The organism is Shinella zoogloeoides, from assembly GCF_030733845.1.
Classification (GTDB): Bacteria; Pseudomonadota; Alphaproteobacteria; order Rhizobiales; family Rhizobiaceae; genus Shinella; species Shinella zoogloeoides_C.
On record NZ_CP132311.1, the window covers coordinates 1,140,755 to 1,163,367 of the forward strand.

General features: G+C 63.1%; 25 protein-coding genes. 20 read left to right on the forward strand and 5 right to left on the reverse strand.

From position 1 onward, the window contains the following. Positions 1–318: 318 nt before the first annotated feature. From Q9316_RS06600 to Q9316_RS06635, 8 genes are all read left to right on the forward strand, one after another. Entirely contained in the window at positions 319–1,641 is a 1,323-nt protein-coding gene (locus Q9316_RS06600) for a L,D-transpeptidase family protein (protein ID WP_306034426.1), read from the forward strand. A gap of 121 nt (positions 1,642–1,762) precedes the next feature. After that, positions 1,763–2,059, forward strand: a complete 297-nt coding sequence (locus tag Q9316_RS06605; protein ID WP_306035234.1) for a type II toxin-antitoxin system RelE/ParE family toxin — start codon at positions 1,763–1,765, stop codon at positions 2,057–2,059. 2 nt (positions 2,060–2,061) lie between these two features. Continuing rightward, positions 2,062–2,370, forward strand: a complete 309-nt coding sequence (locus Q9316_RS06610) for an addiction module antidote protein (protein ID WP_306034427.1) — start codon at positions 2,062–2,064, stop codon at positions 2,368–2,370. A gap of 138 nt (positions 2,371–2,508) precedes the next feature. Beyond that, complete coding sequence (gene glyA / locus Q9316_RS06615) at positions 2,509–3,807, forward strand: serine hydroxymethyltransferase (protein ID WP_306034428.1); 1,299 nt, start codon at positions 2,509–2,511, stop codon at positions 3,805–3,807. Positions 3,808–3,823: 16 nt separating this feature from the next. Further along, entirely contained in the window at positions 3,824–4,303 is a 480-nt protein-coding gene (gene nrdR, locus Q9316_RS06620; RefSeq protein WP_306034429.1) for a transcriptional regulator NrdR, read from the forward strand. Next, complete coding sequence (gene ribD, locus Q9316_RS06625; RefSeq protein WP_306034430.1) at positions 4,304–5,401, forward strand: bifunctional diaminohydroxyphosphoribosylaminopyrimidine deaminase/5-amino-6-(5-phosphoribosylamino)uracil reductase RibD; 1,098 nt, start codon at positions 4,304–4,306, stop codon at positions 5,399–5,401. Further along, entirely contained in the window at positions 5,401–6,018 is a 618-nt protein-coding gene (locus Q9316_RS06630; protein WP_306034431.1) for a riboflavin synthase, read from the forward strand. The genes ribD and Q9316_RS06630 overlap by 1 nt, the downstream gene beginning before the upstream one ends. 134 nt (positions 6,019–6,152) lie before the next feature. Further along, positions 6,153–7,289, forward strand: coding sequence for a GGDEF domain-containing protein (locus Q9316_RS06635; RefSeq protein WP_306034432.1), 1,137 nt, complete (start codon positions 6,153–6,155; stop codon positions 7,287–7,289). A 6-nt stretch (positions 7,290–7,295) separates the two neighbouring features. On the opposite strand, the gene Q9316_RS06640 is transcribed toward Q9316_RS06635, so the two are convergent. Then, positions 7,296–7,799: a cupin domain-containing protein gene (locus Q9316_RS06640; RefSeq protein WP_306034433.1), complete on the reverse strand. Its 504-nt coding sequence runs from the start codon at positions 7,797–7,799 to the stop codon at positions 7,296–7,298. A gap of 186 nt (positions 7,800–7,985) precedes the next feature. On the opposite strand from Q9316_RS06640, the gene ribH reads away from it, so the two are divergent. The 4 genes from ribH to Q9316_RS06660 all read left to right on the forward strand — a co-directional run bounded on the left by ribH (position 7,986) and on the right by Q9316_RS06660 (position 12,493). Next, on the forward strand, positions 7,986–8,447 hold the full coding sequence (ribH, locus tag Q9316_RS06645; RefSeq protein ID WP_306034434.1) for a 6,7-dimethyl-8-ribityllumazine synthase: 462 nt from the start codon (positions 7,986–7,988) through the stop codon (positions 8,445–8,447). Next, a complete protein-coding gene (gene nusB, locus Q9316_RS06650; RefSeq protein WP_306034435.1) occupies positions 8,444–8,926 on the forward strand; it encodes a transcription antitermination factor NusB in 483 nt (160 codons plus the stop codon). Before ribH ends, nusB begins: the two co-directional genes overlap by 4 nt. A 12-nt stretch (positions 8,927–8,938) precedes the next feature. Further along, positions 8,939–10,165, forward strand: coding sequence for an MFS transporter (locus Q9316_RS06655; protein ID WP_306034436.1), 1,227 nt, complete (start codon positions 8,939–8,941; stop codon positions 10,163–10,165). Positions 10,166–10,357: 192 nt separating this feature from the next. Next, a complete protein-coding gene (locus Q9316_RS06660; protein ID WP_306034437.1) occupies positions 10,358–12,493 on the forward strand; it encodes a sodium-translocating pyrophosphatase in 2,136 nt (711 codons plus the stop codon). A 75-nt stretch (positions 12,494–12,568) separates the two neighbouring features. On the opposite strand, the gene Q9316_RS06665 is transcribed toward Q9316_RS06660, so the two are convergent. Continuing rightward, entirely contained in the window at positions 12,569–13,036 is a 468-nt protein-coding gene (locus tag Q9316_RS06665; RefSeq protein WP_306034438.1) for an outer membrane protein assembly factor BamE, read from the reverse strand. Between the two features lie 152 nt (positions 13,037–13,188). On the opposite strand from Q9316_RS06665, the gene Q9316_RS06670 reads away from it, so the two are divergent. The 6 genes from Q9316_RS06670 to Q9316_RS06695 all read left to right on the forward strand — a co-directional run bounded on the left by Q9316_RS06670 (position 13,189) and on the right by Q9316_RS06695 (position 17,605). After that, positions 13,189–13,743: a ubiquinol-cytochrome C chaperone family protein gene (locus tag Q9316_RS06670; protein WP_306035235.1), complete on the forward strand. Its 555-nt coding sequence runs from the start codon at positions 13,189–13,191 to the stop codon at positions 13,741–13,743. Between the two features lie 19 nt (positions 13,744–13,762). Then, on the forward strand, positions 13,763–14,317 hold the full coding sequence (locus Q9316_RS06675; RefSeq protein WP_306034439.1) for a YceD family protein: 555 nt from the start codon (positions 13,763–13,765) through the stop codon (positions 14,315–14,317). A gap of 127 nt (positions 14,318–14,444) precedes the next feature. After that, positions 14,445–15,500, forward strand: a complete 1,056-nt coding sequence (plsX, locus tag Q9316_RS06680; RefSeq protein ID WP_306034440.1) for a phosphate acyltransferase PlsX — start codon at positions 14,445–14,447, stop codon at positions 15,498–15,500. Between the two features lies 1 nt (position 15,501). Beyond that, positions 15,502–16,473 carry a beta-ketoacyl-ACP synthase III gene (locus Q9316_RS06685; RefSeq protein WP_306034441.1) on the forward strand — a complete coding sequence of 324 codons (972 nt, stop codon included), beginning with the start codon at positions 15,502–15,504 and terminating at the stop codon, positions 16,471–16,473. Between the two features lie 135 nt (positions 16,474–16,608). Further along, positions 16,609–16,947 carry an integration host factor subunit alpha gene (locus Q9316_RS06690; RefSeq protein WP_306034442.1) on the forward strand — a complete coding sequence of 113 codons (339 nt, stop codon included), beginning with the start codon at positions 16,609–16,611 and terminating at the stop codon, positions 16,945–16,947. 127 nt (positions 16,948–17,074) lie between these two features. Next, positions 17,075–17,605 carry a MerR family transcriptional regulator gene (locus Q9316_RS06695; RefSeq protein ID WP_306034443.1) on the forward strand — a complete coding sequence of 177 codons (531 nt, stop codon included), beginning with the start codon at positions 17,075–17,077 and terminating at the stop codon, positions 17,603–17,605. A gap of 163 nt (positions 17,606–17,768) precedes the next feature. Here the strand turns inward: Q9316_RS06695 and Q9316_RS06700 are convergent, their stop codons facing one another. Beyond that, positions 17,769–17,987: a hypothetical protein gene (locus Q9316_RS06700; protein WP_306034444.1), complete on the reverse strand. Its 219-nt coding sequence runs from the start codon at positions 17,985–17,987 to the stop codon at positions 17,769–17,771. Between the two features lie 373 nt (positions 17,988–18,360). Between Q9316_RS06700 and Q9316_RS06705 the strand changes: the two genes are divergently transcribed. Further along, positions 18,361–18,699, forward strand: coding sequence for a hypothetical protein (locus Q9316_RS06705; RefSeq protein WP_306035236.1), 339 nt, complete (start codon positions 18,361–18,363; stop codon positions 18,697–18,699). A gap of 202 nt (positions 18,700–18,901) precedes the next feature. On the opposite strand, the gene Q9316_RS06710 is transcribed toward Q9316_RS06705, so the two are convergent. Further along, a complete protein-coding gene (locus tag Q9316_RS06710; RefSeq protein ID WP_306034445.1) occupies positions 18,902–20,047 on the reverse strand; it encodes a tyrosine-type recombinase/integrase in 1,146 nt (381 codons plus the stop codon). Beyond that, positions 19,933–20,655: a helix-turn-helix domain-containing protein gene (locus tag Q9316_RS06715; RefSeq protein ID WP_306034446.1), complete on the reverse strand. Its 723-nt coding sequence runs from the start codon at positions 20,653–20,655 to the stop codon at positions 19,933–19,935. The genes Q9316_RS06710 and Q9316_RS06715 overlap by 115 nt, the downstream gene beginning before the upstream one ends. Before the next feature lie 304 nt (positions 20,656–20,959). Between Q9316_RS06715 and Q9316_RS06720 the strand changes: the two genes are divergently transcribed. Further along, the gene (locus Q9316_RS06720) at positions 20,960–22,309 is read left to right on the forward strand and encodes a hypothetical protein (RefSeq protein WP_306034447.1); all 1,350 of its coding nucleotides are present in this window, start codon (positions 20,960–20,962) and stop codon (positions 22,307–22,309) included. Positions 22,310–22,613: the final 304 nt, after the last annotated feature.

Below are 22,613 nucleotides of genomic sequence, written 5' to 3' on the forward strand. Positions count from 1 at the left end.
CCTCCATGAAAACCGGCCGCGTCCCCTGCGCGTCCGGTTTTTCACGTTTGCATTTCCTGTCGTCTTTTCGTCTTTCCTCCTCCCGATGAACTTCACAACGTCGCGCGATCCGCGTCTACGCCTCCAAAGCCTCCCAGACACGAATTGGCCATATTGCTATGACACCCGGACACTGGGCTTAAGGTATGCGCGGACGGCAGGGCCGGTTTGCGTTTGTTAACCCTGTTCGTGATAGCTGCATCGGGTATGGACCCTTCAGGTCGATGTGCCGCGTGCACCTCGCCGCAGATGGCGGCGTCTCAGGAGATGGTAGGATAGATGTCTCGCAAAACCGGAATTGATGTGTTCTCGCGCCGCGCTTTCCTGCGCTCTGCCGCAACCTTTGGCGCTGCCGCCGTGGCCGGGCCGACGCTGGCCCAGACGGCGCTCGACGACATTCTCAATGCTCCGCGCCGCGGCAACTGGGATGACCAGTTCGATGCCGAGGCTTCGCGTACTGCCGTCACCGTAGTCTCCAACAATCCGATCTTCGGTTCCGGCAGTTCCGGCTACCTCCAGCAGGCGATCGTCAACTACCAGAGCATCGTCTCGAGCGGCGGCTGGCCGACGGTCAACACGCAGCAGAAGCTCGAAATGGGCGTTGCCGATCCGGCCGTGCAGCAGCTTCGCCAGCGCCTGATCATCTCGGGTGACCTGCCGCCCTCGGCCGGTACGAACGGTGCCTTCGATTCCTACGTGGACGGCGCCGTCAAGCGCTTCCAGGCCCGTCACGGCCTGCCGTCCGACGGCGCCGTCGGCGAGTATACGCTGAAAGCGCTGAACGTTCCTGCCGATGTCCGCCTCGGCCAGCTCCAGACGAACCTCGTGCGCCTGCAGGCGATGTCCGGCGATCTTGGCCGCCGCTACGTCATGGTTAACATCCCGGCCGCCTATATCGAAGCCGTCGAGGACGGCCGCGTCGCCTCGCGCCACACCGCCATCGTCGGCAAGATCGATCGCCAGTCGCCGGTGCTGAACTCCAAGATCTATGAGGTGATCCTCAATCCCTACTGGACCGCGCCGCGTTCGATCATCCAGAAGGACATCATGCCGCTGATGCGCAAGGATTCGACCTACCTGTCGCGCAACTCGATCCGCCTCTTCGACGGTTCGGGCGCCGAGGTTTCGCCGGAGACGGTCGACTGGAATGCCGAAAAGGCACCGAACCTGATGTTCCGTCAGGACCCGGGCAAGATCAACGCGATGTCCTCGACGAAGATCAACTTCCACAACGAGCATCAGGTCTACATGCACGATACGCCCCAGCAGGGCCTGTTCAACAAGCTGATGCGCTTCGAATCGTCGGGCTGCGTGCGCGTGCAGAACGTGCGCGACCTTTCGCTCTGGCTGCTCAAGGACACGCCCGGCTGGTCGCGCCAGCAGATGGAGGCGACCATCAAGAGCGGCGTCAACACGCCGATCAAGCTTGCCGAGGAAGTTCCTGTTTTCTTCACCTACATCACCGCCTGGTCGGCCAAGGACCGCGTCGTGCAGTTCCGCGACGACATCTACCAGAAGGACGGCGCCACCGAACTCGCCCTCCAGACCGGCTACAACCAGGAAGGCGGACAGGCCGTCGACAGCGACCTCCTGCCGCAATAATCGGGATAATGTGAAAACGACGAGCCGCATCCTCCCGAAGGAGGGTGCGGCTTTTTGATTCCGAGATGGGTGGAATGGCCGGTCGCTTGAAAATGTGTCCTCTATGGGGTACATTTCCTTGATGTTCACCCTGGTCGCGAGCAGCGTATTCGAGAAATGGTTCGGCGGCCTCAAGGATTACCGTGCGAGCGCTCGCATTCGCCAGCGACTTGCCCGGCTGGAGCAGGGGCATGTCGGAGATGCAAAGCCCGTTGGCGAGGGCGTCAGCGAGATGCGTATCGATCACGGCCCGGGCTATCGCGTCTATTTCATGCGCAGCGGTTCGGTCGTCATCGTTCTCCTCTGCGGTGGGGACAAGGGAAGCCAGAGCAGGGACATCAAGGAAGCCAAACGGATCGCGCGGGAGTGGAAGGAGTGAAAATGGAAGAGAAGACAACGTTCAAACCGTTCGACCTCGCGCATAATCTCGACAGTGAGGAAGAGATCGTCGAATTCCTCTCGGCAGCCTTCGAGGAGGGAGACGCGGCACATATTGCCCATTGTCTCGGCATCGTCGCGCGCGCGCGCAACATGGCGCAACTCGCTCGCGACGTTGGCATGAGCCGGCCGGCGCTCTATAAAGCGCTGAGCGGCGAGGGGAATCCGGAATTCGCGACCGTCATGAAGATCATGCATGCGCTCGGCATCGGCATCGCGCCGGTATCGCGCAAGGGCGATGAGGCGGCCTGACAGCGCGGGAGCCGCGAAGGCGCTTGTCGCTTTTATCGCATAAGGCGTGCGGAAATGGCGCAAACCGTGGAGCGGATATTGCCCTTGCCATGCGAGGACGGTAAACACCGTGCCACCCACCCTTAAGGAGCCTCGAGGATGAGCCAGTCTTCCGCCACCGACGTTTTCTTCACGCGTTCCCTTGCCGATACCGATCCGGAAATCTTCGGCTCGATCCAGAAGGAACTCGGTCGCCAGCGCCATGAGATCGAACTGATCGCCTCGGAGAACATCGTTTCGCGCGCCGTGCTCGAAGCCCAGGGCTCGATCATGACGAACAAGTATGCCGAAGGCTATCCTGGCAAGCGCTACTATGGCGGCTGCCAGTTCGTCGATATCGCGGAAGAACTTGCCATCGAGCGCGCCAAGAAGCTGTTCGGCGTCAACTTCGCCAACGTGCAGCCCAATTCCGGCTCGCAGATGAACCAGGCCGTCTTCCTCGCGCTCTTGCAGCCGGGCGACACCTTCATGGGTCTTGACCTCAATTCGGGCGGTCACCTGACGCACGGCTCGCCGGTCAACATGTCCGGCAAGTGGTTCAACGTCGTCTCCTACGGTGTGCGCGAAGGCGACCATCTGCTCGACATGGACGACGTCGCCGAGAAGGCGCGCAAGAACAAGCCGAAGCTCATCATCGCCGGCGGCACCGCCTATTCGCGCATCTGGGACTGGAAGCGCTTCCGCGAGATCGCCGATGAAGTCGGCGCCTACCTGATGGTCGACATGGCCCACATTGCCGGCCTCGTCGCCGGTGGCCAGCATCCGTCGCCGTTCCCGCATTGCCACGTTGCCACGACCACGACGCACAAGTCGCTGCGCGGCCCGCGTGGCGGCGTCGTGCTGACGAACGACGAGGATATCGCCAAGAAGATCAACTCGGCCGTCTTCCCGGGCCTCCAGGGCGGTCCGCTGATGCACATCATCGCGGCCAAGGCCGTCGCCTTCGGCGAAGCGCTGCAGCCGGAGTTCCAGGAATACGCCGCACAGGTCGTCAAGAACGCCAAGGCGCTTGCCGAGACGCTGAAGGCCGGCGGCCTCGACATCGTCTCCGGTGGCACCGACAATCACCTGATGCTGGTCGACCTGCGCAAGAAGAACGCGACCGGCAAGCGTGCGGAAGCCGCGCTCGGCCGCGCCTACGTCACCTGCAACAAGAACGGCATCCCGTTCGACCCTGAAAAGCCGTTCGTCACCTCGGGCGTCCGCCTCGGCACGCCGGCCGGCACGACCCGCGGCTTCAAGGAAGCCGAGTTCAAGGAAATCGGCAACCTGATCGTCGAGGTTCTCGACGGCCTGAAGGTCGCCAATTCCGACGAGGGCAATGCGGGCGTCGAGGCGGCCGTGCGGGAAAAGGTCGTCAAGCTGACGGACCGCTTCCCGATGTATCCCTATATGTAACCCGTAAGGATAGAGAATGCGCTGCCCCTATTGCGGTTCGGAAGATTCGCAGGTGAAGGATTCCCGTCCCGCAGAGGACGGGGCCGCCATTCGCCGCCGTCGCATCTGCCCGGATTGCGGCGGTCGTTTCACGACCTTCGAACGGGTGCAGCTACGCGAGTTGATGGTCGCCAAGAAGACGGGCCGCAAGGCCCCCTTCGACCGCGACAAGCTCCTGAAATCCTTCGAGATCGCGCTTCGCAAGCGGCCCGTCGACCGGGACCGCATCGAACGCGCGGTCTCAGGGATCGTCCGCCGGCTGGAAAGCTCCGGCGAGACGGAAATCTCGTCCGAGGAAATCGGCCTCCAGGTGCTGGAAGCGCTGAAGGCGCTCGATGACGTGGGCTTCGTGCGCTACGCCTCGGTCTACCGCGACTTCTCCCATGTCGACGATTTCGAGAAGATTCTCGCTGAAGTCGCCGCCAAGATCGCCCGGGATCCGGGCGCAGACGGCTAGATGTCCGGCCGCACGGAAGACGAGCGCTTCATGGCGGCGGCGATCCGCCTCTGCCGCCGCAATCTCGGCCTGACGGCCACCAATCCCTCCGTCGCCTGCCTGATCGTCAAGGACGGCGTGATCGTCGCGTCCGCCGTGACGGCGCCCGGCGGACGCCCGCACGCGGAAACGCAGGCGCTGGCCGAGGCCGGCGAGGCGGCGCGCGGCGCGACGGCCTATGTCACCCTCGAACCCTGTTCGCACCACGGCAAGACGCCACCCTGCGCCGATGCGCTGATCGCCGCCGGTGTCGCGCGCGTCGTCGTCTCGGTGACCGATCCGGACGAGCGCGTGGCGGGCAGGGGGCTTTCGATGCTGCGCGACGCCGGCATCGCCGTCGAGACCGGCGTGCTGGAGTCGGACGGCCGCAATGCGCTTGCCGCTTACCTCACTCGCCAGACGAAAAAGCGGCCGCATGTGACTCTGAAACTTGCCGTTTCCACGGATGGCATGCTCGGCCGGCTGGGGGCGGGACAGGTAGCGATCACCGGCCCGGCCTCGCGCGGACAGGTCCATGTCCTGAGGGCGGAGACGGATGCGATCCTCATCGGCATCGGCACGGCGCTCGCCGACGACCCTGAACTCACCTGCCGCCTGCCGGGCCTCGAAACCCGCTCTCCGGTGCGCATCGTGCTCGACCCGCGGCTGGAGCTTTCCCCCGCGTCGAAGCTGGCGCGGACGGCGCGGCAGGTGCCGGTCATCGTCGTGACGGCGAAGGACAGGAAGAGCGAGCCGGCATTTGCCGCGCGGCAGGAGGCGTTGGAGGCACTCGGCGTCGAGGTGCTGATCTGCGATCCGCGCGAGCTTGACGCTCTGCTCGCCGCGCTCGCTACGCGCGGCATCTCCTCGCTTCTTGTCGAGGGCGGCGCGCGCGCGGCGCGATCCTTCCTCGATGCCGGTCTCGTCGACCGGATCATGCTTTTCACCGGCGCGGCGGCTATTGGCAAGGAGGGGGTCGCATCCCCATTTGTTTCCGGGCGGATGCCGGACGGGTTTTCGCTTCGCCATGCGGCCCGCTATGGTGCGGACAGTTTGCAAGAATACGAAAGAGACGATTGATGTTTACCGGCATTGTCACGGATATCGGAACGGTGGAGAAGGTCGAGCCCATGAACGAGGGGGTCCGCCTGCGCGTGCGCACCAACTACGACCCCGCCACGATCGACATGGGCGCCTCCATCGCCCATTCCGGCACCTGCCTCACGGTGACGGCACTGCCGGAAGAGGGGGCCAATGCCCGCTGGTTCGAGGTCGAGGCTTGGGAAGAGGCGCTGCGCCTGACGACGATCGCCACATGGAAGCCCGGCACGCACATCAATCTCGAGCGCTCGCTGAAGATCGGCGACGAGCTCGGCGGCCACATCGTCTCCGGCCATGTCGACGGCAAGGCGGAAATCCTCTCCATCGAGGCGGAAGGGGACGCGACGCGCTTTCGCATCCGCGCGCCGGAGGGGCTGGAGCGCTTCGTCGCCCCGAAGGGCTCGATCGCGCTCGACGGCACCTCGCTCACCGTCAACGCGGTGGATGGCGCCGTCTTCGACGTGCTCCTCATCCGCCATACGCTGGAAGTGACCACCTGGGGCGAGCGCAAGGCGGGCGACTTCGTCAACTTCGAGGTCGATACGATGGCGCGCTACGCGGCACGGCTTGCGGAGTTCCCCACGCCCAAGGCGTGACGGTGGCGTGACAGCCGGGAGGCTTCGTTCGATATCGAGACAGGAAAGGCCGAGGATTCCGCGCTCCGGGTAACGATATCGATACTTCTCGGCTTCTAGGGTGCGTGCATCGGACCCTTGGAGACCGTTCACGCATGACGCCTGACTACAACACGCTCCTCCTGGCGATCGGGCTGTCCGGCTTCTGCCTTTCGGCGACGCTGTTCGCCACATGGATGTCCGCCCGCGTCGAACGCTTCCTGCTTTCCTGGTCCCTCGGCATCGGCTGCATCGTGCCTGCTGTCGCCACCTACAGCTTCTATTTTGAAAACCCGGATTTCCGCATCGGCTGCATGGCCTTCATGCTTCATTTCCTGGGTTTCGCTTTCATCTACGGTGCCGCTTACCGCTTTCGCACCGGGCGCAGCGGCCGCCGACGCATGGTCGCGGTCTTCGTGGCGGGGTCCGTCGTTGCGCTGCCATGGCTCGTGGTCGGCTATGACGGGGTCGGCTTCATCGCCCTCAACCTGTTTGTGGCCGGCTGCCTTGCCGCAACGGCATCGGAATACTGGTATGGCCGGAAAGAGGCCCCCCTGCCGCTGACGGGGATCGTCGTTCTCTACCTGCTGACGGCCGTGTCCTTCGTTCTGTGCGCCGCCGTGCTCATCCATGACGGCCAATGGGTGATGGGCCACGCGCCGAGCAATTGGGCGGAAAACCTCAATCTCGTCATGGCGATCATCGGCATCACCGGCATCGGCGCCATGTCGCTGGCGCTGAACCAGTGGCGTGTCGCCGGCAGCCACCAGCGCGCCGCCAATACGGACGCCCTGACGGGTCTCCTGAACCGTCGCGCGCTTTTCGAGCGCTACGGCGAGGAGGCCGTCAACGAGCACAGGGCCGCCATCGCCTTCGACCTCGACAGCTTCAAGTCGGTCAACGACCGTTACGGCCATGCGGCCGGCGATGCGGTGCTGAAAGTCTTCGCGGACGTGCTGCGCGATGCCTGCGGCACGGCGGCCTGCGTGGCGCGCCTTGGCGGGGAGGAGTTCATCGTCGTGCTGGACCGGACCTTGGCGGAGCGGGCGCAGCGCGTCGCCGAGCACGTCCGTTCGGATTTCGCGGCAAAGCTCATCCCGATCGGCGGACGCTCCATCACCTGCACCGTGAGCGCTGGCATCGCCCTGGGCAATGCGCAGTGCACGAGCTTCGATTCCCTGCTCAGCAATGCCGACAAGGCGCTCTACATATCCAAGCGCAACGGCCGCAACCTCGTTTCGCTGGCCGCCTGACCGGTCTCACGCGCCCGGTTCGCCCTCCCAGTAATCGACCTCTTCGCCTGCGCGGCCGATGGTGCGGAACTCCGTCGTGCCGCCCGTCGATACCCGTGTCTTGGCGAGGAATTTGCCGGAGTCGGGATATTCGCAGATCTCCGTCGCCGCGATGGAGGAGATGGAGAGATATTTCAGCGGCACCGTGCCCGTATTGACGATCTGATGCGCCGTTTCCGGTCCACCGGCCGGTGCGCCGAGCACGTCGCCGGGGCCGATCAGATGCCGCTCTTCGCCAAAGCGGTAGGTGCCGTGGCCCTCGAGGATGACGAAAAGCTCGTCCTCGACGTGATGATTATGGAAGGGACATCCGGACTTTCCGGGCGGCACTTCGCCATATCCGATGCCGAGGTCCTTGAGGCCGAGCAGGGCGCCGAAGGAGGTGTCGCGGGATTCGTAGAAGGTGCCCTGCGTCCAGTGCTCCAGTTGCAATTTCGCAGGATTGACGATCGGCGGATTTTGCGTGCTCATGGAAGGTCTCCTCGCATGGATAGACATCGTTCGCATTTTGTTCCAGAATGTCAATCGGCCGTCCGGCGGTGAAAGTCCACCAAAGGGTGAAAAATCCACAAATGGCTTGCCAAGCTCCGCCTGTCGTGGTTTGACCGCCGCCTCTGCCCGCATTTGCGTGGCCCGCCTCCAATTTTCAGGTGCTTCATGGCCAACACCGATAATCCCCATCTTCTCATCGTCGAGGCCCGCTTCTACGACGACATGGCCGATGCGATGCTCGACGGCGCCAAGCATGCGCTCGCCGCTTCCGGCGCCACCTACGACATCGTGACCGTCATGGGCGCGCTGGAAATCCCGGCCGCGATCTCCATGGCGCTCGACGGCATGGAAAACGGCGGCACCTGGTATGACGGCTTCGTCGCTCTCGGCATGGTCATCCGCGGCGAGACCTACCATTTCGACATCGTCGCCAACGAATCTAGCCGCGCGCTGATGGACCTGTCCGTCAGCGAGGCTCTGGCCATCGGCAACGGCATCCTGACCGTCGAGAACGACGAGCAGGGCTGGGCGCGTGCGCGCCGTTCGGAAGGCGACAAGGGCGGCTTTGCGGCCCGCGCGGCGCTGACCATGATCGAACTGAAGAAGAAACTGGGCGGCGAACAGTGACGACGGACAAGGACCAGCAGCCGGTAAAGCCGGCCAACCAGCGCGGCGCGGCGCGTCTTGCCGCCGTGCAGGCGCTCTACCAGATGGACATCGGCGGCACCGGCGTGCTGGAGATCGTCGCCGAATACGAAGCGCACCGCCTCGGCCAGGAGCTGGACGGCGACACTTACCTGAAAGCGGATGCCTCCTGGTTCCGCTCGATCGTCTCGGGCGTCGTGCGCGACCAGCGCCAGCTCGACCCGATGATCGGCGCGGCGCTGCAGGATGACTGGGCGCTCTCCCGTCTCGATTCCACCGTGCGCGCCATCCTGCGCGCCGGCACCTTCGAGCTCAGGGAACGCAAGGACGTGCCCGTCGCCGTGATCGTCACGGAATATGTCGAGATCGCCAAGGCGTTCTTCGAAGACGAGGAACCAAAGCTGGTGAACGCGGTGCTGGACCGGATCGCCAAGCAGGTCCGGCCCGATACACGTAAATAAACGGTAGATGAGATGAGCACTGGTACGGTCGAAGGTCTTGAACGGGAGCTTTCGGCCGCACGCCGCAACGTCTTCCTGCTGATGTTTGCGCAGGCGCTGCTCGCCTCGGCTGGCCCCATCGCCTTCTCCGTCGGCGGCCTTGCCGGCTACAACCTGCTCGGCGAGGACAAGTCGCTCGCCACCGCCCCGCTGACCGCCTTCAATGTCGGCGTGGCGCTCGGCGCCATCCTCGTCGCGGTCGCGGCGCGCATGCTCGGCCGGGCCTATGGCTTCATCGTCGGCGCGCTCATCGGCGCGGCGGGCGGCCTGATCGCCGCCATCGCGCTCTTCCGCGGCGATTTCTGGCTGTTTGCCCTCGGCTTCGTGCTCATCGGCATTTCCGGCGGATTTGCGCAGAAGATCCGCTTTGCCGCGGCCGATGCCTCGCCGTCCTTCTACAAGCCGCGCGCCATCTCGTGGATTCTCGCCGGCGGCGTCATTTCCGCCGTGCTGGGGCCGCAGGTGGTCATCCTCACCAAGGACCTCTTCGAGCCGGTGCTCTTCGCCGGTGCCTTCGTGGCGCTGGTGCCGCTCTGCGGCGCGGCGATCCTGATCTTCCTGTTCCTGCGCCTGCCCGACCACAAGGCGGCCGGCGCCGCGAGCGGCGAGGCCGTGCGCCCGCTCCGCGAGATCGTGCTGACCCAGCGCTTCCTGACCGGCATGGTCTGCGGCATCTCCTCCTATGCGCTGATGACCTTCATGATGACGGGCGCGCCGCTCGCCATGGTCATCGGCTGCGGCTTCTCGCCGGAAATGGCGACGCTCGGCATCCAGTGGCATGTGCTCGCCATGTTCGGCCCGAGCTTCTTCACCGGCATGCTGATCCAGCGGTTCGGCACGGAGAAGGTGGTGGCCGCCGGCCTCCTCATCCTCATGGCCTGCGCGGCCGTCGCCCATGCGGGCATCGCGCTGTGGAATTTCTGGGGCGCGCTCATCCTGCTCGGCATCGGCTGGAACTTCGGCTTCATCGGCGCCACCGCCATCGTCGCCTCCAGCTACCGCCCGCACGAGGCCGACAAGGTGCAGGGCTTCCACGACATCATCCTGTTCGGTGCCGTGGCGCTCGCTTCCTTCTCCTCGGGCAAGGTGTTCAACGCCTATGGCTGGCAGACGATCAACCTGATGTTCTGGCCGATCACCGGCATCAGCCTGGTTCTCGTGCTGCTTCTGGTTTTGCGCTCCCGCCGAGCGGCAGCCTGAGCCGTCCCACCGACCGACGCCGAAAAATCCAGCGCACGGCAGCGCTTGCCGCAGTGCGGCGGCTTGACGCAACCGATTCGCAATCGCAATCTGGCCGCGCGCCGGCTCCTGGCTTGTGAGGAGGCAAGAGGGAGCGGACGCGTTCCGGTTGCGGGGAGAGGACCCCGTGGCCTCCAAGGAGGACAGAGCGAAATGACCATATTGCTTGGCGTTATCGCATGCGGGTTGCTTTCGGTGGTCTATGCCATCTGGGCGACACAGTCGGTGCTTGCCGCCGACCAGGGGAATGCCCGCATGCAGGAAATTGCAGGTTATATCCGGGAAGGGGCGCAGGCCTATCTCACCCGGCAGTACAAGACCATTGCCGTCGTCGGGGCCGTCGTCTTCATCGGCACCTGGCTTCTGCTTTCCGCAACGGCCGCCATCGGCTTCCTGATCGGCGCCGTGCTGTCGGGCGTTGCCGGTTTCATCGGCATGCATGTCTCCGTCCGCGCCAATGTGCGCACGGCGCAGGCCGCATCCGTCAGCCTGTCCTCCGGCCTCGACATCGCCTTCAAGTCGGGCGCGATCACCGGCATGCTGGTGGCCGGCCTCGCGCTTCTCGGCGTCTCGATCTACTACTGGATCCTCACCGGCATGCTGGGCCAGGAGCCGGCCTCTCGCGAGGTCATCGATGCGCTCGTCGCGCTCGGCTTCGGCGCCTCGCTGATCTCCATCTTCGCCCGTCTCGGCGGCGGCATCTTCACCAAGGGCGCGGACGTCGGCGGCGACCTCGTCGGCAAGGTGGAAGCCGGCATTCCCGAGGACGACCCGCGCAACCCGGCGACCATCGCCGACAACGTGGGCGACAATGTCGGCGACTGCGCCGGCATGGCCGCCGACCTCTTCGAGACCTATGCGGTGACGGTCGTCGCTACCATGGTGCTCGCCGCGATCTTCTTCGCCGGAGCCCCGGTTCTCGCCAGTGCGATGATCTATCCGCTGGCCATCTGCGGCGCCTGCATCATCACCTCGATCATCGGTTCCTTCTTCGTCAAGCTCGGCGCGAACGGCTCGATCATGGGCGCCCTCTACAAGGGCCTCATCGTCACCGGCCTGCTGTCCGTCCTCGGCCTCGGCGCGGCAACGTCGCTGACCGTCGGCTGGGGTGCCATCGGCACCGTCGCCGGCAAGGAGATCACCGGCACCAACCTCTTCATCTGCGGCCTTCTCGGCCTCGTGGTGACGGCGCTCATCGTGGTGATCACCGAGTACTACACGGGCACCAACAAGCGCCCGGTGAACTCCATCGCCCAGGCGTCGGTGACCGGCCACGGCACCAACGTCATCCAGGGCCTTGCCGTCTCGCTGGAATCGACGGCGCTGCCGGCGATCGTCATCGTCGGCGGCATCATCGCCACCTACCAGCTTGCAGGGCTCTTCGGCACCGGCATCGCCGTCACCGGCATGCTCGGCATTGCCGGCATGATCGTGGCGCTCGACGCCTTCGGCCCCGTCACCGACAATGCCGGCGGCATCGCCGAAATGTCGGGGCTCGATCCGGAAGTGCGCAAGTCCACCGACGCGCTGGACGCCGTCGGCAACACGACGAAAGCCGTCACCAAGGGCTATGCGATCGGTTCGGCGGGCCTCGGCGCGCTCGTGCTTTTCGCCGCCTATTCGAACGACCTCGCCTATTTCGCGGCGAACGGCGACAAGTATCCGTATTTCGCGGATATCGGCACGATCTCCTTCGATCTCTCCAACCCCTACGTGGTGGCGGGTCTTATCTTCGGCGGCCTCATCCCGTACCTCTTCGGCGGCATCGCGATGACCTCCGTCGGCCGTGCGGCGGGCTCCATCGTGGAGGAGGTGCGCAGGCAGTTCCGTGAGAAGCCCGGCATCATGGCCGGCACGGAACGGCCGGACTACGGCCGCGCCGTGGACCTCCTCACCAAGGCGGCGATCCGCGAGATGATCGTGCCCTCGCTGCTGCCGGTGCTGGCGCCGCTCGTCGTCTATTTCGGCGTGCTGCTCATCTCCGGCTCCAAGGCCTCGGCCTTCGCGGCGCTCGGCGCCTCGCTGCTCGGTGTCATCGTCAACGGCCTGTTCGTCGCCATCTCCATGACGTCGGGCGGCGGCGCATGGGACAATGCCAAGAAGAGCTTCGAGGACGGCTTCGTCGACAAGGACGGCAACCGCCACCTGAAGGGTTCGGATGCCCACAAGGCCTCCGTCACCGGCGATACCGTCGGCGATCCCTACAAGGATACGGCAGGCCCGGCCGTCAACCCGGCCATCAAGATCACGAACATCGTGGCCCTGCTGCTCCTGGCAGTGCTCGCCTGATCCATTCGAGGCGCAAACAAAAACCGCGGGGAGCGATCCCCGCGGTTTCCTTTTGGGTTCTTCCGGCAGACGCGATCAGTCAGTGCCGAGGACGTTCTTGATCATGCCGCCGGGGTTCGCGCCGCCGCGCAGGAGCTGGCCGAGGAAGGTCACTTCGGCGCCGCCCGTCGGCGTGACGCGCGAGATCATGTCGAAGACCTTGCCGTCCTGCAGCGTGTAGTGCCCGAGGCGTTCGACATTGCCGTCCTTGTCGAAGTAGACGGCAAGCACGCTCTGCTCGACGATCTTCGGCTTGAGGAAGGCAGCGGCGCGCTTACGCTTCTGCGAGATATAATAGAAGACTTCGTTGTCGAAGGTCGCGGTCGAGGACGGCGTGCCGAGCGAGAGCAGAACCTGCTCGCGCGAAGAGCCAACCGGTGCCAGCGCCAGCGTTTCCTGATCGACGACATAACCCTGATACAGGACCTCGCTGGGGCCCTGGCAACCTGCGAGCGCGGTAGTGGAGAGGGTGACGGCAATGGCGGCGTTACGCAACAGCTTCATATTGACAGAATCTCTCTTCACAACATCCCCGGGACGATGATGGCCGCGCAGCCATTGCAATTCATGCCTGCTTCGGTAAACCAGCTTCGACCGTCATGCAACAAGACATGCGACGGCTCCATGGTTTGAATCGGGCAAAACTAGGCTTTATGATGATTTTCGGCCTGTTCGGCAAAAAAAACGGCAACCGGCGTATCGTCGAAAAGCAGTACGCGACCCTGACAAAGGCCGCGCGCCATCCCTATCTCTATGAAACGCTTGACGTTCCGGATACCGTCATGGGCCGTTTCGAGATGCTCTCGGCCGTGCTGATCCTTTACTTCCGGCGCACGCGCGCAAGCGGGACGTCGGGGCAGGAGATCGCCCAGGAGATCGTCGATGCCTTCTTCGAGGACGTCGATCATTCGATTCGCGAGCTTGGCGTCGGCGATGTCGGCGTGCCCAAGCGCATGAAGAAGTTCGCCGGCATGTTCTACGGCCGCCTGGAATCCTATGCGGCCGCGCTCGATGGCGGCGACCGCGAGGGCCTTGCCGCAGCGCTCCGGCGCAACATCTATCCGGCGGCGGGCGAGGGCGCGCCCTCGATGGCGGGACTGGCCGCCTATCTCTTTGCCGCCGAGAAGGCGATGGCGAAGGTGGGCGAGAACGAGATTGCGGTCGGTGCGCTCGACGTGGCGGAGCCCGGCCCCGAAGAAGAGGCCGCGTGAGCGGCCCGAAGGCTTTGAGATGAAGAAAGACGACGAAACGCCGTTCTCCTATCCGGTCAAGGTGGGGCATATCTCCGCCAACCCGGTCGAGGTGACGATCAGCGCTGATGCCGAGGAGCGGGCGGGGCTGGCCGAACTCTGGTCCGTGCTGGAGGTGAAGGCGCTCTCGGCGACCTTCCAGGTCCTGCGCTGGAAGCGCGACGGCGTGCGCCTCAAGGGCCGCGTGACCGCCGATATCGTGCAGGCCTGCGTCGTCACGCTCGATCCGGTCGAATCGCATATCGACGAGCCCGTCGAGGTAATTTTCGTGCCCGAAGGCTCCAAGCTCGCACGGCTTCCGGCTGCGACCGAGGGCGGTGAAATGCTGCTCGATCCCGATGGCCCGGACGCGCCGGAAATCTTCACCGGCGACACGATCGATGCCGGCGTCGTCGCGGCCGAACATGCCGCGCTCGCCATCGATCCCTATCCGCGCAAGCCCGATACGGCCTTTGCCGGCCATATCGAAAGCAGCGAGGAGGATAACCGCAAACCCTCGCCCTTCGCCGTTCTGAAGGACTGGAAAAAAGACTGAACGGCTCCATAAGCGCCGGATAATTCAGTTGTGCCCCCGGCGAAAAGCGGTATTTTGGCCGAATTCCGCTATGGTGGCCCTCTGCCGCCGGAACAAGAAACAGGCCAAGAATTAAGGCAAGACTCGCGTGGTCAGAATTTCCGTCGACGTCATGGGTGGCGATTTCGGTCCGAAGGTCGCCATCCCCGGCGCAGCCAAGGCCCTCGAGCGTCATCCCGAAATACGCTTTGTGCTCTATGGCAATGCTGCCGAATGCGAGCCGCTTCTGGCGCAGCATCCGAAACTGAAGGCTGCAAGCACGTTCCATCATTGCGACGTGGCCGTCGCCATGGACGAGAAGCCGAGCCAGGCGCTGCGCCGCGGGCGCGGCAAGTCCTCCATGTGGCAGGCGATCGACGCCGTGGCCAAGGGCCAGGCCGATGTCGCCGTTTCCGCCGGCAATACCGGCGCGCTGATGGCCATGTCCAAGTTCTGCCTGCGCATGATGGCCAATATCGAGCGCCCCGCCATCGCCGGCATCTGGCCGACGCTGAAGGGCGAGAGCATCGTGCTCGATATCGGCGCGACGATCGGCGCGGACGCCAACCAGCTCTTCGACTTCGCGCTGATGGGCGGCGCCATGGCGCGCGCGCTGTTCGAGATCGACAAGCCGACGCTGGGCCTGCTCAATGTCGGCGTCGAGGAGATCAAGGGACAGGAAGAGGTCAAGGCCGCCGGCCAGCTCATCCGCGAGGCCAATTTCGACACGATTGACTACTATGGCTTCGTCGAGGGCGACGATATCGGTCGCGGTACGGTGGACGTCGTGGTGACGGAAGGTTTTGCCGGCAACATCGCGCTGAAGGCGGCGGAAGGCACGGCGCGGCAGATCGCCGAGTATCTGCGCGCCGCCATGTCGCGCACGCTCCTTGCCAAGCTCGGCTACATCCTCGCCAAGGGCGCCTTCGACCGGGTGCGCGAGAAGATGGATCCGCGTAAGGTCAATGGCGGCGTGTTCCTCGGCCTCAACGGCATCGTGATCAAGAGCCATGGCGGCACGGACGCCGAGGGCTTTGCCGCGGCGGTGGATGTCGGCTACGACATGGTCCGCAACGGGCTCAAGGACAAGATCGAGAAAGATTTGCAGAAGTATCACGCGGGCAGGCCTGTCGAAGGCGCCCAGGGCGTGAACGACGAGGTATAGAATGATTCGTTCAGTGGTCCGCGGTTTCGGCTCGGCGCTTCCCAAGCGGGTGCTCACCAATGCCGAGCTGGAAAGCATGGTCGACACGTCCGACGAGTGGATCGTGCAGCGCACCGGCATCCGCCAGCGCTACATCGCCGGGGAGGGCGAGACGACGGCCTCGCTCGGCGAGGCCGCCGCACGCGCCGCGCTTGATAATGCCGGCCTCACGGCCGCCGATATCGACCTCATCGTCGTCGCGACCTCGACGCCGGACAACACCTTCCCGGCGACCGCCGTCAACATCCAGAACCGCCTCGGCATGCACCACGGCTTCGCCTTCGACGTGCAGGCGGTCTGTTCCGGCTTCGTCTATGCGGTGACGACGGCGGATGCCTATATCCGCGGCGGCCTTGCAAGGCGCGTGCTCGTCATCGGCGCCGAGACCTTCTCGCGCATCCTCGACTGGACCGACCGCACGACCTGCGTGCTCTTCGGCGACGGCGCCGGCGCCATCGTTCTGGAAGCGCAGGAAGGGGCGGGGACCAATGCGGACCGCGGCGTCCTGACCACGCAGCTGCGTTCCGACGGCGCGCACCGCGAAAAGCTCTATGTCGATGGCGGCCCGTCCACCACGGGCACGGTCGGGCACCTGCGCATGGAGGGCCGCGAGGTCTTCAAGCATGCGGTGGGCATGATCACCGACGTGATCGTCTCGGCCTTCGACGCGACCGGTTTTACCGCCGACGACATTGACTGGCTGGTGCCGCACCAGGCGAACAAGCGCATCATCGACGGCTCGGCGAAAAAGCTCGGCATTCCGCTCGAAAAGGTCGTCGTCACCGTCGATCTGCACGGCAACACCTCTGCGGCGTCGATCCCGCTGGCCCTTGCGGCAGCGGCGGAGGACGGGCGCATCAAGCAGGGCGACATCGTGCTGCTGGAAGCCATGGGCGGCGGGTTCACCTGGGGCGCGGTGCTGCTGCGCTGGTAGTTCGCTTCCTCGCCTCTGGCGAGGCTACGGCAAACCAATGCGGGACCTCTCCGCGGGGCCGCTTGACCGGAGGGGGCAAGGACAATACTCTCCGTCCCTAACCATACGCTTTCAATAGGAAATCGGTGAGGAACGATGAGCGGCAAGACGGTGACACGCGCAGATTTGGCCGAATCGGTTTTCCGGAAGGTCGGCCTTTCCAGAACCGAATCGGCAGAGCTTGTCGAAACCGTGATCGACGAGATCTGCAACGCCATCGTGCGGGGCGAGAGCGTGAAACTCTCTTCCTTCGCGACCTTCCAGGTGCGCGACAAGAACGAGCGCATCGGCCGCAATCCGAAGACCGGCGAGGAAGTGCCGATCTCGCCGCGCCGGGTGATGACCTTCAAGGCATCGAACGTGCTCAAGCAGAGGGTGCTGAAATCCCATCTCTCGCGCAAGGCGAAACAGAAGCCGGCTTCGCCCGCTGCCTGACGATTTTCGTGCTGATTGCCGGGCGACGGCAATTTGAAACTTGAATATCGCCCGACAACCCGCTGAAATGAATGCGATTCGCGGGCACGTATCTGTGCCGGCGGCGCAAGCTTTCATCGAGGGTAGAATGGACAAGAGTCCGGACGCTTTCCGCACCATCAGCGAAGTCGCCGACGATCTCGACCTGCCGCAGCATGTGCTGCGTTTCTGGGAGACGCGGTTCACGCAGATCAAGCCGATGAAGCGCGGCGGCGGCCGGCGTTACTATCGCCCGGAGGACGTGGACCTCCTGAAGGGCATCCGCCATCTGCTCTACGACCACGGCTATACGATCAAGGGCGTGCAGAAACTGCTCAAGGTCAACGGCAACAAGTTCGTCGCCGCCATCGCAAGCGGGGACCTTGCGACCGTCGAGGCGCTTGCCGCGGCGAGCCACGAGGACCCCACGCCGCCGAAGGCCGGCAGCGACGAGGACCAGATCGTCGGCCGCGCCAAGGCCCCGGCAAGCCGCCGCTTCTTCTCCTTCGTCGGCGGCAGCGACGAGACGCCGGAAATCTCGCTCGGCAAGACGAGCGTCGGCAAGGAGGACCGCGCGCTCCTTCAGGAAGCGCTCTACGACCTTCTGGAATGCAAGCGCCTGCTGGACCAGGTGCGCTGAGGCTTCGACCAGCCCGCCAGTTGCCTCCTGTTCGACTATCAAGGCAGCTGGAACCGCCCTGCAAACGGCGGCCGTGCGGCGATCCGCACCTTATGCAAGAAGATGGCCGTTCCTCCTCATTATTCTACGCGCCTGTCCGGCTCTTTCGTTAATCACGCAAGCGTCATTCCCGTTGCGGGACCGGCTTCCAGCCGCGGGTAAACCCGCGCCCCATTGCCGCCCGTGTCAATTCGAGCTGGCGCCGCAGGTGGGCGCAATCGGCAAGGAGGGTGGCGATCGTCGCCTGCGCGTCTCCTCCATGCCAGGCGAGGGCGGCGCTTACGGCATCGTTCTCGTCGGCGTTCCTGTCGATCTCGGCTTCGTACTCGGGAAGCGGTCGCACGTCTGCATTCTCCTGTGAGGGCACAGCAAGCCATTGAAAATATATGAAAGAGCAAAAATCCCAAAGGGATGTTCTTATTATGTTCCAATGAACGGCAGAGTCAAGCCACGTATCTGAACGGCGTCCATTCATGAAAAAGCCCCGCACAATGGCGGGGCAAACAAACGTCACGCTTGGCTCTCGTGACGCGGGGGGAGTGCTCGCAAATGACAAGCGAGCGAAGGCACTCTACGACTTTCGTCTAATGCCGGGGAAGGTCTGCTTTGGCGATTCCGGTACGGTTTTGAAAAGATTCATGGCGCGCCAGGGATCATTGACGGTTGGCGGAACATTCCGTATCGCTGAAACGTTAGGGCGGGCCAAAGATAGGAGAATGCATATGTCTATCATCAAAACCGGGCTTGCAGTCGCGCTGCTTGTCAGCGGCGCCACGTTCACCTCTCCCGTCGCGGCGCAGGATATTGAACTGCAGATCGGGCCGGACGGCGTTCGACCCATTGTCCGCGACCGTGACCGTGACCGCGACAGGGACCGCGATTTCCGGCGTGGCGGGTGCAGCCCGCGGGAAGCACGGGCAGCAGCGCGCGATGAAGGATTGCGGCGGCCCGAGGTCGTGCGCGTAACGGACCGCAGCGTCACCGTCGAAGGCTTCACGCCGGACGGGATCGACCGTATCCGCTTCGCCAACCGCCGGGGTTGCCCGATCATCTGACCGCTTATCCGAACCCCGCCGACGGCGGGGTTCTTGCTCCCGGCTTCGAGAACGTCTCGTCTCGAAAGAACTTTCCGGCCGTCCCTTCCTTTTTCGCGCGACGAGCGAACTTTCCCCTTGCATCCAAATACCCGAGAATATAGAGGTTTGCGCGGTCCGGAATGTAGCGCAGCCCGGTAGCGCACTTGACTGGGGGCGCGGTCTACAGAGGCCGAATTTCTCTTTTATTTTCAGAGCTTGCAACAACATCCTGTATCCCCGTGGGGGTTTTGGTGGGACTTGCAGCATCCATTGCCGCCGCCAAGTCGGCCATTACCGCGTGCGCGTATTTCGCCGTGGTCGCGACATCCTCGTGACCGAGCATCTGTTGAACCACCCGGATATTCGATTTACGTAACGTCCGTGTCGCCATCGTATGGCGCGTGTCGTGGAAACGGAAGTCCACCACGCCCGCTTTCGGAACTGCGCGCCGGAAGGCAGTCTTCAGGCCCGCTTCCGTCAGCGGATAGCGCTTGCCTCTCACGAGACCCTTCCGCTTGTCGGTGCGGGACGCCACATAGGTGAATACATGGCTTTCGTTATGTCCGATACAGTCCTCAATGATCTGGCGAAGGCGGGGGATCAACGGCAAGGTACGTGACTTGTCTCCTTTGCCGGTAACGGTGAAACGCCCGCCGTCGAGGTCCACATGTTCCCACCGCAGGCCGAGGATTTCCATGCGTCGGCACCCGCTGGCGAAAGCGAAGGCGGCAGCGGCATCGTAGCCTCTGGCAAGCTTGTCTTGAATGGCGTTCTCTTCCCGCTTACTTGCTTCGCGGATGCGCTCCTTCGGCTCCTTCAGCATATGCTGCGACCACTGGACATCAGCCACGAGAGCCTTCCAGATACGACGAGCGCGGTTGAGGATATGCCGGAGTGGTTGGGTAACAGTACGGTTGACGGTGCCGTTTGAGACACGGCCTGTTTCCTTGTCGGTAACGTTGTACCGCACTTCCGTGCGGCGCTCAGCGACGAGTTGGGCGACCGTATCGTCGCCGATGTCATGCAGAAACGTCGCTGGCCCGATTTTGTCCTGAAGCCATTCGAGGCTTCGCAGGCTGGTTTCCGCATTGGCGTGATACTGGGCAATTTCGTTCCAGTAGCGCGTTGCCGCCCGTCCGAAAGTCATATACTCGCTGTTGGTCGCCTTCGCTTGGCGAAGTTGGTTCTGAACCTTTTCGCGGACGCTCTTCTCTACCTTTTCGGCGTCGCGTTTCGCAGATTTTCCCGTATCGCCTGAGTATCGAGCGCCTCCACACTGGAAGTCATACGAATAGGTTTCCCTACCGGGGCGCTTGTAGACGGACATTTCGCCACTCTCCTGCGAGCCTTGAACGTGGCAATGCTTTCGGGTTCGAACCGCATCTGAGGTTTGGCCTGTCCGTTGCCGACATTGATGAACGGGAGATCGCCAGCGTTGGCGAGGTTACGGACCTGATGCACCGAGATGCGCAGTTCATTGGCGACATCTTCCGGGGTGAGCAGAGCGCTAGCAGAGGGTGTAGCGGTTCGACTTGCCACCCCATCACCCCGGATGAAGGCCATCACGTCCGTCGCCACGAAAACCTGTTCCCCATCGGCACGTGTAAGGCGACGCAGACGAGAATGCGGAATTTCCACGACCTCCGCCACGGTTATGCCGAGCAAATGCGCGACATGCGTTGTGAACAGAAAGGGTGCGTTCGGCACGGGATAGAGATGCGGTAAAGCCCGCATGTCATGTTCTATCGATTGCCGGAGCCACTCGATGCGGGGCAAGCGTCGTCCTTGTTGGGGATCACCTTCGACAGATGTGTTCGAAACGAAAGATTGCATATAGGCGGCGCTCGATAATATCGGTCCGCCAGCCGCCCGGTTACGAGCGCCGTTAAAGCCGGACAGCCGGCAGACCGAGGATGTGAATGCTGTTTCCAGCACAGTGAAATTGCCACGGAACGGGACGAAAAATCAAGCAGAAATCAGTCTAAGTTATTGTTTTTATTGTGATAGATATAAGATTTCGGCATCCGCCAAACCGTGCAATATGTTGCAAAATTCGCCTTCGGACATAGAGGGAGGCATGTTTCTGCTCAGGCAATGGACACTACTGCACACAGGTAGTTGACGGCTCCAATCGCCACGCAGGCCGAAACAAGGGAAAGGAAGTGGAAAAGCGTACGGCTTCTACATAGAAGATTTTGGCCCCCGCCTTTTTAGAAACCTCCTTCAAGGCAGACACGACATGACCGATCTGATCGACAGGCTTATCTCCGGCCTTACGGTGACGGAGAACGATGCCAAGCAGGACCGCATTCAACTGAAGTTCAAGCGCTGGACCTTTCAGGGCAATATGTTGCAGTTCGGGAGGTTCAGCACACGCCTGTCCCGCACGTTCGATGTGGATGGCGTGCAACGGCGTATATTCAATAAACGTCAGGGAGAGGAACGCCGCGCCATATGGCCGATTACAGGCGGCACCGGCAGCAGGCGCTATGTGACCCCACCGGGAGTACCGCTCTTCTCCGGGCGGCTAAGGGGGTATCAGCAGCAGTCCGGGCCGGATCAGCCGATCAAGACATGGCACTTGATCGCCGAACTTTCCCTTAACCCGACCCGCACCGTGCTCCATGAGCGCGATCTGCTTTTGCTGGCGACGCTCGAAAGGGATATGAAGCTCGCCATCCCTGCTCCTCTCTTCGCTGGGACGACACCCGCGTTGGGCACGACACTGCCTTTCATCAGCGGCGACAATTTCGAACGAGGTTCACGGCTTCACAGATTGGCATTCCGGCAACCGAACTGGGGGATCAACGTTGAGCGGTATTGGAAAGGTGTCGTGGACCTATTCGACACGACGCTTGCAGCCGCAGCCGATCATGCTGGCGGGGCGATCTACCAGGTCGGTCAGAAGCTCACCCTCCAGACCATGGAAACCTACTGGGAGTTTGCCGACCCCGATCCGATTGCAACAGTTGCAGCGCTTGAGCGTCCATTCCGCTCTCTCGGTTCGAAGTCTTCCGTGGAATGGTACACGTTCCCGGAGGCAGCAAGGGCAACGTTACGCAACCGGGGTGTAATCATCGCCGATGACGACAACGCTCCCGTCATCAAGGTTCACGTGGCCAAGGGCACGCAGATCAAGGCCTACGCCAAGACCGCTGCGAGCATTCGTTTCGAGGTGACGCATACGCAGGGATCGGCGGACATCGGCGCATATACCGCGACGGATATGGACGGGTTATTCCGGTGGATACACCGAACGACGGCCGGATCGACAATACGCCTGAATGCGCTTCTCGACCAGTTAGGACGTGCGCTGTCCCCAGCATCCAAGCGTCAATACCAGCCGCAACGCCTCCTGTACGACCTCTATGAGGTCTATCACGACTGGCCTTTGGCGCTGCGAACCTTCGGTATACTCATCAACGCGGGAAAGATCGAAGCAAGGCAGAACTCACCACTGGGAGACGACGTAGAAAGGCTCGTTCGGAAAAAGATCATCCACCGCGTTTCTCCCCCACACTCCAACGTGCGGATTTTTACTGTCACCGAGCGTTACAAAGATGCGCTCGCAGCTCTACAGGGTGGTTAATTTCTCTGTCGGACTAAAGGCATTGAAACATGTTGCAAGGCCAAGGAGATAACAATCAGTCGACGGGAAAATGTCATAAGTCCACCATCTCGCAACTAGAGGCTTCCTTATGGCGCGGCGGACTTGTACGCCGCGCCCAAGCCGCGAGATGGTGGACCGTATCGCGTTCCCGGCGACTTAGAGCTTTGCGCGTACCCTTTTGATGGTGCCCTCCGGCTGGGGCCTGCGCACTTCCTTGAAGCCTGCGCCGGGACCGAGGATGATGGTGTTCGGCCCTTCGAAGCCGATGCAGGTGTCATAAGGT